Genomic DNA, 7,247 nt, shown 5'->3' with positions numbered 1-7,247 from the left:
TGAACTGGCCTAATGATTTTGGACACCTCAATCGGGCGCTATGATGGCGTCCAAATCTGAGGTGTTTGGATATGCGTAAATCTTATTCATGTGAGTTCAAACTCAAGGCTGCCAGCATGGTGCTGGACGAGGGGCAGTCGGTTCCCGAGGTCTGTGCCAGCTTGGATATTGGCCCTACGGCCTTGCGCCGCTGGGTCGATCAAGTTCGCAAGGAACGCTTGGGCTCGACTCCGGTGGGAGCCAAGGCGATTACCGCGGATCAGCGAGAGATCCAGGAACTTAAAGCCTTGCTCAGGCAAAGAGACCGGGATATCGAAATCCTAAAAAAGGCCAGTGCTCTCCTGCTTTTGGACGCCAAAGATCACTCTCGTTGATCTGTGAGCTGGGCGAGCAGTACGGCGTTAACGATTGCTGTCGTGTGTTCGGAATAAACCGCAGTAGCTTTTACGCATGGCGTCAGCGCCAAGGCAAGGTGAGCCCTAAGCGAGAGAAACTCAAGGCTATGCTGGTCAAGCACCACAGGGCGTCGAGAGAGTCTGCGGGCGCTCGTACCTTGGCTAAACAGCTGCAAGCCGGCGGGCATGATGTCGGGCGGTTCATGGCTCGCAGCTTGATGCGAGAAGCAGGCATTGTCAGCCGTCAACGCCGGCGCCATAAGTACAAGTCACCTGGCGTGGAGGCTTTGGTGGCACCGCATGTGCTCAAACGCAAGTTTGATGTTGCGACGGTCAATCAGGTGTGGTGTGGGGACGTGACGTACATCAAAGTCGGCAAGCGTTGGCTGTATTTTGCGGCGGTTCTGGACTTGTTCGCTCGCCGGATTGTGGGCTGGTCGTTTTCGATGATCTCTGATGCCACGCTGACCTGCGAAGCCCTGCGCATGGCGATTGAACTGCGCGGTCGCCCAAAAGACGTACTGTTTCACTCCGACCAAGGTTGCCAGTACACCAGCCATAAATTCAGAAATGAACTGCTGGAACATGGACTCCGACAAAGCATGAGCCGTAAAGGCGAATGCTGGGATAACGCTCCGATGGAGCGTTTCTTTGGAAGTTTGAAATCAGAGTGGGTGCCAGAAGCAGGCTACGGGTCGGAACATGAGGCCCGAGCGGATGTGCAGCGCTATGTATCGCGCTACAACATCACCAGGCCGCATAGCTACAACGACTATCGGTCACCAGTCGCCAGGGAGAAGCTGGTGGCGTGAAACCTTAATCGGTGTCCAAGATTACTTGACCAGTTCAAGCCCGCTCCCACAGGGGGGAATGGGTCGTCCATGCTTGCGGCGCAACGCCTGGCGATTTCAACCGCGCAACCACACCCCAGGCTTCACACCGCTCAAAAATGTGGGAGCGGGCTTGCCCGCGAAGGCGGTGTGTCAGTCACCGGAAATAGCGACTGAAGCAGCGCTTTCGCGAGCAAGCCCGCTCCCACAGTGGGGAATGGGTCGTCCATGCTTACGGCGCAACGCCTGGCGATTTCAACCGCGCAACCACACCCCAGGCTTCACACCGCTCAAAAATGTGGGAGCGGGCTTGCCCGCGAAGGCGGTGTGTCAGTTATCGGAGATATCGACTGAACCAGCGCTTTCGCGGGCAAGCCCGCTCCCACAGGGGGGATGCAGCGCAAGGCTTGGCGATTTCAACCGCGCAACCACGCCCCAGGCTTCACACCGCTCAAAAATGTGGGAGCGGGCTTGCTCGCGAAGGCGGTGTATCAGTCACCGGAAATATCGACTGAACCAGCGCTTTCGCGGGCAAGCCCGCTCCCACAGTGGGGAATGGGTCGTCCATGCTTGCGGCGCAACGCCTGGCGATTTCAACCGCGGAACCACACCCCAGGCTTCACACCGTTCAAAAATGTGGGAGCGGGCTTGCTCGCGAAGGCGGTGTATCAGTTACCGGAGATATCGACTGAACCAGCGCTTTCGCGAGCAAGCCCGCTCCCACCTTGGGGAATGCGGCGTCCATGCCGGCCGCGCAAGGCCCGGCAATATCCCGGGCACGCCCCACATTTGATCGAGTACGACGCGAGCTCGCCCTGGATTCAGTTGGCCATGACCATCGGCGGAAGGGTGCCCAGCAGGGAAACGGCGGCTACTGCTGAAACACCTAGTAACCATTCCAGCGTCACGCTGGCTTTCAAACTGCCCAGGTGCTGTTCGCCGCGATCAAGGCGCAATCGGTTCAGCAAGGCCAGCGCCAACATGCCCAGGACCAGCATTACCTTGATCAGCAGGATCAGCGCGAAGCCATTGAACAACGGCGTGGGCCACAGTTGCCCGGTGAGCACGCGCACGTTGATCAAGCCCGTCACCAGCAAACCGGCCACCAATCCATATCCGACGCCGCTGAAACGCCTGAGGATCGGTTCCAGGCTGGGCCGTTGTGGTTGCCTGAGGATCAACACCAGCAGCAACAATCCACCGAGCCAGGCGCCCACGCAGATCAGATGCACCACCTGGTTGAGGATCAGCAATTGGCCGCTGAGCCCATCGAGCATGGCGCCATGGCCGACCGGGGCGAGGGTCGCCAGCAGCAGGGCGGTCAACGGCAGGCGCAGGGCGGGCCAGGGTTTGAACAGCGCAATCACCAGCAACAGGTTCAGCAACAGGTGCCAGACCCACACTTGGCCAAAGAAGGTCTTGCCCAGCACCAATTGCACGGTGGCCGGTTGCAGGGCTGCCTGCCAACTGCCGGCCATGCTCGCGGTGATCAACAGCAACCACGCCACGCCGGAGCCCAGGCCCAGCCAGGCGAGGGCGCGCGTGATGCGCAATAGCTGCCGGTCCAGTGTCGGTTGCGCTCCAGCGCCTAATAGCCAGGGCCTGAATGCACAGGCCCCGAACATCAGCAGCACGACGATGAAATGCAAAAAACGGCACAGCACCAGCAGCGTTGCCATGGGTTATTGGCCGACCTTGAAGCTGTATTCACCGTTGCTCTTATGGGTGTCGACCGACACGGCATTCCACACCACTTTGTAATTGCCGGCTGCCAGCGGGGCGGCAGGGGTGACTACCAGGGTCTTCTTGTCGGCGTCGGGAGTTTCCAGGCCCTTGATCGCGACTTCGGTGCCGTCCTTGCTCAGGGAGACTTTGGTAAACGTGGCTTCGACACCTTCGCTGAAGCTCAGGCGCAGGTCGGCAGGCGCGGCGACGGTGCTGTCAGCCGCTGGCGTCGAAGTCTTGAGGTGCGCATGCGCGAACGCCGCCGAGGCGCCCAGCAGCGAGGCGAGCAGGGCGACGGCGGTCAACGTGTTCTTGATCAGCATTGTTCAGTACCTTCAGGGTTGAGGAGTCGGTAGAGCCATGTGCAGCAAGGGAAAGGGCTTGCCTTCGCCATCCAGCGGCGAGCGCGCGACCTGGATGAAACCATAGTGCAGGTAGAAGCCCACGGCCTGCGGATTCTGTTCGTTCACGTCCACCGTGAGGGTATCGTGACGGGCGCGGGCGTGGTCCAGCAACTGGCGGCCGATGCCCTGGCCACGGCGGTCGGGGTCGATAAACAACATCTCCACATTGTGTCCGCCGGTGGCGATGAAGCCGGCGATGCCGGCGTCATCCTCGAACACCCACGTGTCGAGTGCCGGCATCGGCAGGTAAGTGTCGCGCACCAGCGGCAGCAAACGCTGGATGTCATCCTCGGGGAGGAAGTCATGGGTGGCCCGCACCGAACGCTCCCACAGTGCGCCCAGCACGGGGTCGTCGGTGGCCAGGCGAGGTCGAATACTCATGGCAATGATCCTTCATAGGGATCGCGATCCTAACCAATCCTATTTATGCGCGAAAGCTTCGCGTAAGAAGTTTCATTGTGGCCTGTCGCCGCGATCTAGAGCCGATGGTAGTCTTTAAGCCAAGTTGTTGTCAGGGAGCCCTTATGGGCAATCACAAGAGTGGAATTCGTCGGGTCAACGTCGAAAAAATCCTGTTGGCGGCGGAGAAAATCTTCGCCGAAAAGGGCTATGGCAGCACCGCCATGGCCGACATCGCCGAAGAAGTGCAACTGCCGCGCTCCAACCTGCATTACTACTTCACCACCAAAAGCGAGCTGTACAGCGCTGTGCTGTTCGACCTGTTGGAAGTGTGGAAGCAGGATGCACTGAGCTTCGAGACCTTCGATGATCCGCGCGTCGTGCTCAGCAGCTACATCCGCGCCAAGATGCAACGCTCGCGCACGCGGCCGTATGGCTCGAAAGTCTGGGCCAACGAAATCATCCACGGCGCGCCGACACTGGGTGAGGCGCTGGATGAAAGCCTGTACGACTGGGCCAAGATGAAGGAAGCGAAAATTCGCCAATGGGTGGAGGACAAACGCATCCTGCCGGTGGAACCGTCGAGCCTGCTGTACATGATCTGGGCGTCGACCCAGCACTACGCCGACTTCGATCATCAGGTGAAGATTCTGAATGATCACCAGCCGCTGTCGGACATGCAGTTCGAGAAGGCGATTCAGACGGTGACCAGTGTGATTTTGCGTGGGATCGGGTTGGAGCCGTGATGATCGCTCCTACGCTGCGCGTTCCAAGCGCGGACGCAGAGCGTCCAGTCAGGCATTCCCACGCGGAGCGTGGGAACGCTCATATAAAGGGCTACACCGCCTCCCGGTAGGGGTTGCGCGGATCCTGCGTCCAATTCAGGAACGGCTTGCCCGTCTCGATCGGCACCATCTCGATGCAGTCCGCCACCGGGCAGGTGATCTGGCACAGGTTGCAGCCCACGCACTCATCGTCGATCACCTCGTATTGGTGCGTGCCATCGGCCAACTTCAAGCTCGCGATGGCCTGGTGCGAAGTGTCCTCACAGGCAATATGGCAACGCCCGCAGCCGATACAGGCGGCCTGGTCGATCTTGGCGATGACCTGATAGTTGATGTCCAGGTACTTCCAGTCCGTGGTGTTGCCCACCGCTCGCCCGGAAAATTCCTGCAGGCTCTGGTAACCCTGACTGTCCATCCACCGCGACAGCCCATCCTTCATCTCTTCAACAATGCGGAACCCGTGCAGCATCGCCGCCGTGCACACCTGCACCGCGCCGCAGCCAAGGGCGACGAACTCTGCTGCATCGCGCCAGTTGCCGATGCCGCCAATGCCGCAGATCGGCAGGCCCTGGGTCTGCGGGTCGCGGGCGATTTCGGCGACCATGTTCAGTGCAATCGGCTTCACGGCTGAACCGCAGTAGCCGCCGTGGGTGCTCTGGGTGCCGACCACCGGCAGCGCGACCATGCGCTCCAGGTCGACGCTGGTGATGGAATTGATGGTGTTGATCAGCGACACCGCGTCCGCACCCCCGCGATACGCCGCACGCGCCGCCACCCGGATGTCAGTGATGTTCGGCGTGAGCTTGACGATCACCGGCAGCGAGCAATAGGTCTTGCACCAGCGGGTCACCTGTTCCACATACTCCGGCACCTGGCCCACCGCCGCGCCCATGCCGCGTTCGGGCATGCCGTGGGGGCAGCCGAAGTTCAGCTCGATGCCGTCGCATCCGGTGGCTTCCACCAGCGGCAGGATGTTTTTCCAGGATTCTTCGACACACGGCACCATCAGCGACACGATCAGCGCGCGGTCGGGCCAGTCCTTTTTCACCTGGGTGATTTCCCGCAGGTTGATCTCCAGCGAGCGGTCGGTGATCAGTTCGATATTGTTGATACCCAGCACTTCGCGGTTGGCGCCGAAGTGCGCCGAGTAGCGTGACGACACATTGACCGCCGCCGGGTCTTCACCCAGGGTCTTCCACACCACGCCGCCCCAGCCCGCTTCGAAGGCGCGGACCACGTTGTAGGCCTTGTCGGTGGGCGGCGCGGAGGCCAGCCAGAATGGGTTGGGGGCCTTGATACCGGCGAACACAATCGAGAGATCGGCCATTACGCAGCCTCCACATTCAGCATGAGTTGGGCGTGCATGGCTTCAGCGGCCAGCTTGCCGTGTTGCACCGCCTGCACGGTGAGGTCCTGGCCGAGGCTGACGCAGTCGCCGCCGGCGTAGACCCCGGGAATGCTGGTTTGCAGCTGTTCATCGACAAAGATCCGCTCGCCCACGCGATGCAGTTGCTGGGCCAGGGGATCCTGCAGCGCACCGTTGTCGAAGCCCTGGCCGATGGCCTTGAAGATGGCATCGGCGGCCAGCTCGAAGGTTTCGCCGGTAGGCTGCAGTCGACCGTTTTCCATGCGTGTGCGCAAAAAACGCATGCCGCGTACCTGGCCCTGATCGTCCAGCAAGACGGCTTCGGGCTGCGCCCAGGTCAGCAGGCGTACCTGATTGGCCTTGGCGATGTCTTGCTCATGGTGAGTGGCGCCCATGTCAGTGAGGCCACGGCGGTACACCAGGTTGACATCGCGGGCACCGAGGCGAGCCATTTGCACGGCCATGTCGATCGCGGTATTGCCGGCGCCAAGCACGATGCAGCGGTCGGCCAGTGGCAGTTGAGTGAGGTCATCGGCCTGGCGCAGTTCGCGGATGTAGTCGGTGGCGGCGAGCAGGCCGGGGGCGTCCTCATGGGGCAGGCCCAGCTGTTTGCTTGCCGCCAGGCCGAGGCCGAGGAACACCGAGTCGAATTGCTGGTGCAGTTCGCTCAAGGTCAGGTTGTCGCCCAGGCGTTGGCCGTGACGAATTTCGATACCGCCGATCTGCAGGAGGAAATCCAGTTCCTGCTGGGCGAAGTCATCCACCAGTTTGTATTTGGCGATGCCGTATTCATTCAAGCCGCCGGCTTTTTCGCGGGCTTCGAAAATCACCACGTCATGGCCGTGCAGCGCGGCGCGATGGGCGCAGGCCAGACCGGCAGGCCCTGCGCCCACCACGGCGATGCGCTTGCCGGTCGGTGCGGCGCGCTGGAATGGGTGTTCACTGAAGTGCGCATTGTCGATGGCGTAGCGTTGCAGCAGGCCGATCAGCACCGGGGCGCACTCTTCGGCGTTGTTACGCACGCAGGCCTGCTGGCACAGGATCTCCGTGGGGCAGACCCGCGCACAGCTGCCGCCGAGGATATTCGCCGAGAGAATCTTCTGGGCCGCGCCTTGCACGTTTTCGGTGTGGATATTGCGGATGAACGACGGGATATCGATCTCGCTGGGACACGCATTCACGCACGGCGCGTCGTAGCAATACAGGCAGCGCGAAGCTTCCAGCTGGGCCTGGCGGGCGTTGAGCGGCGGCGCCAGGTCGGTGAAGTGGCTGGCGAGTGTCGGCCCATCTTCATGGGGATGGGGGAGGTGGGTCAGGGTCTGGATCACGGTAGTGGCCTCACG

8 protein-coding genes are annotated in these 7,247 nt (G+C 61.2%); 3 read left to right on the top strand and 5 right to left on the bottom strand.

Going from position 1 to position 7,247, the window contains the following annotated elements:
• Positions 1-71: 71 nt before the first annotated feature.
• The gene (locus tag BBG20_RS33090) at positions 72-374 is read left to right on the top strand and encodes an IS3 family transposase (protein WP_065899480.1); all 303 of its coding nucleotides are present in this window, start codon (positions 72-74) and stop codon (positions 372-374) included.
• Positions 371-1,207, top strand: coding sequence for an IS3 family transposase (locus BBG20_RS06010; protein WP_065899479.1), 837 nt, complete (start codon positions 371-373; stop codon positions 1,205-1,207). Before BBG20_RS33090 ends, BBG20_RS06010 begins: the two co-directional genes overlap by 4 nt.
• 839 nt (positions 1,208-2,046) lie before the next feature.
• Here BBG20_RS06010 and copD read toward each other — a convergent pair.
• Genes copD through BBG20_RS05995 form a run of 3 tightly spaced genes read right to left on the bottom strand, consistent with a single transcriptional unit; the run spans position 2,047 to position 3,735 of the window.
• Positions 2,047-2,904, bottom strand: a complete 858-nt coding sequence (gene copD / locus BBG20_RS06005) for a copper homeostasis membrane protein CopD (RefSeq protein ID WP_065901208.1) — start codon at positions 2,902-2,904, stop codon at positions 2,047-2,049.
• 3 nt (positions 2,905-2,907) lie between these two features.
• The gene (gene copC, locus BBG20_RS06000) at positions 2,908-3,273 is read right to left on the bottom strand and encodes a copper homeostasis periplasmic binding protein CopC (protein WP_065901205.1); all 366 of its coding nucleotides are present in this window, start codon (positions 3,271-3,273) and stop codon (positions 2,908-2,910) included.
• Between the two features lie 12 nt (positions 3,274-3,285).
• Positions 3,286-3,735 (bottom strand): GNAT family N-acetyltransferase, encoded by a 450-nt coding sequence (locus BBG20_RS05995; RefSeq protein WP_065901203.1) that lies wholly within the window; start codon positions 3,733-3,735, stop codon positions 3,286-3,288.
• 143 nt (positions 3,736-3,878) lie between these two features.
• Between BBG20_RS05995 and BBG20_RS05990 the strand changes: the two genes are divergently transcribed.
• Complete coding sequence (locus BBG20_RS05990) at positions 3,879-4,499, top strand: TetR/AcrR family transcriptional regulator (RefSeq protein ID WP_027606227.1); 621 nt, start codon at positions 3,879-3,881, stop codon at positions 4,497-4,499.
• 91 nt (positions 4,500-4,590) lie between these two features.
• Here BBG20_RS05990 and preA read toward each other — a convergent pair whose 3' ends face one another.
• Entirely contained in the window at positions 4,591-5,865 is a 1,275-nt protein-coding gene (gene preA / locus BBG20_RS05985; protein ID WP_065901202.1) for an NAD-dependent dihydropyrimidine dehydrogenase subunit PreA, read from the bottom strand.
• Positions 5,865-7,232 (bottom strand): NAD(P)-dependent oxidoreductase, encoded by a 1,368-nt coding sequence (locus tag BBG20_RS05980; RefSeq protein ID WP_065901201.1) that lies wholly within the window; start codon positions 7,230-7,232, stop codon positions 5,865-5,867. The genes preA and BBG20_RS05980 overlap by 1 nt, the downstream gene beginning before the upstream one ends.
• Between the last annotated feature and the right edge of the window lie 15 nt (positions 7,233-7,247).

This window comes from Pseudomonas aylmerensis (assembly GCF_001702265.1).
Classification (GTDB): domain Bacteria; phylum Pseudomonadota; class Gammaproteobacteria; order Pseudomonadales; family Pseudomonadaceae; genus Aquipseudomonas; species Aquipseudomonas aylmerensis.
This window is presented reverse-complemented; position numbering and strand designations above follow the sequence as displayed.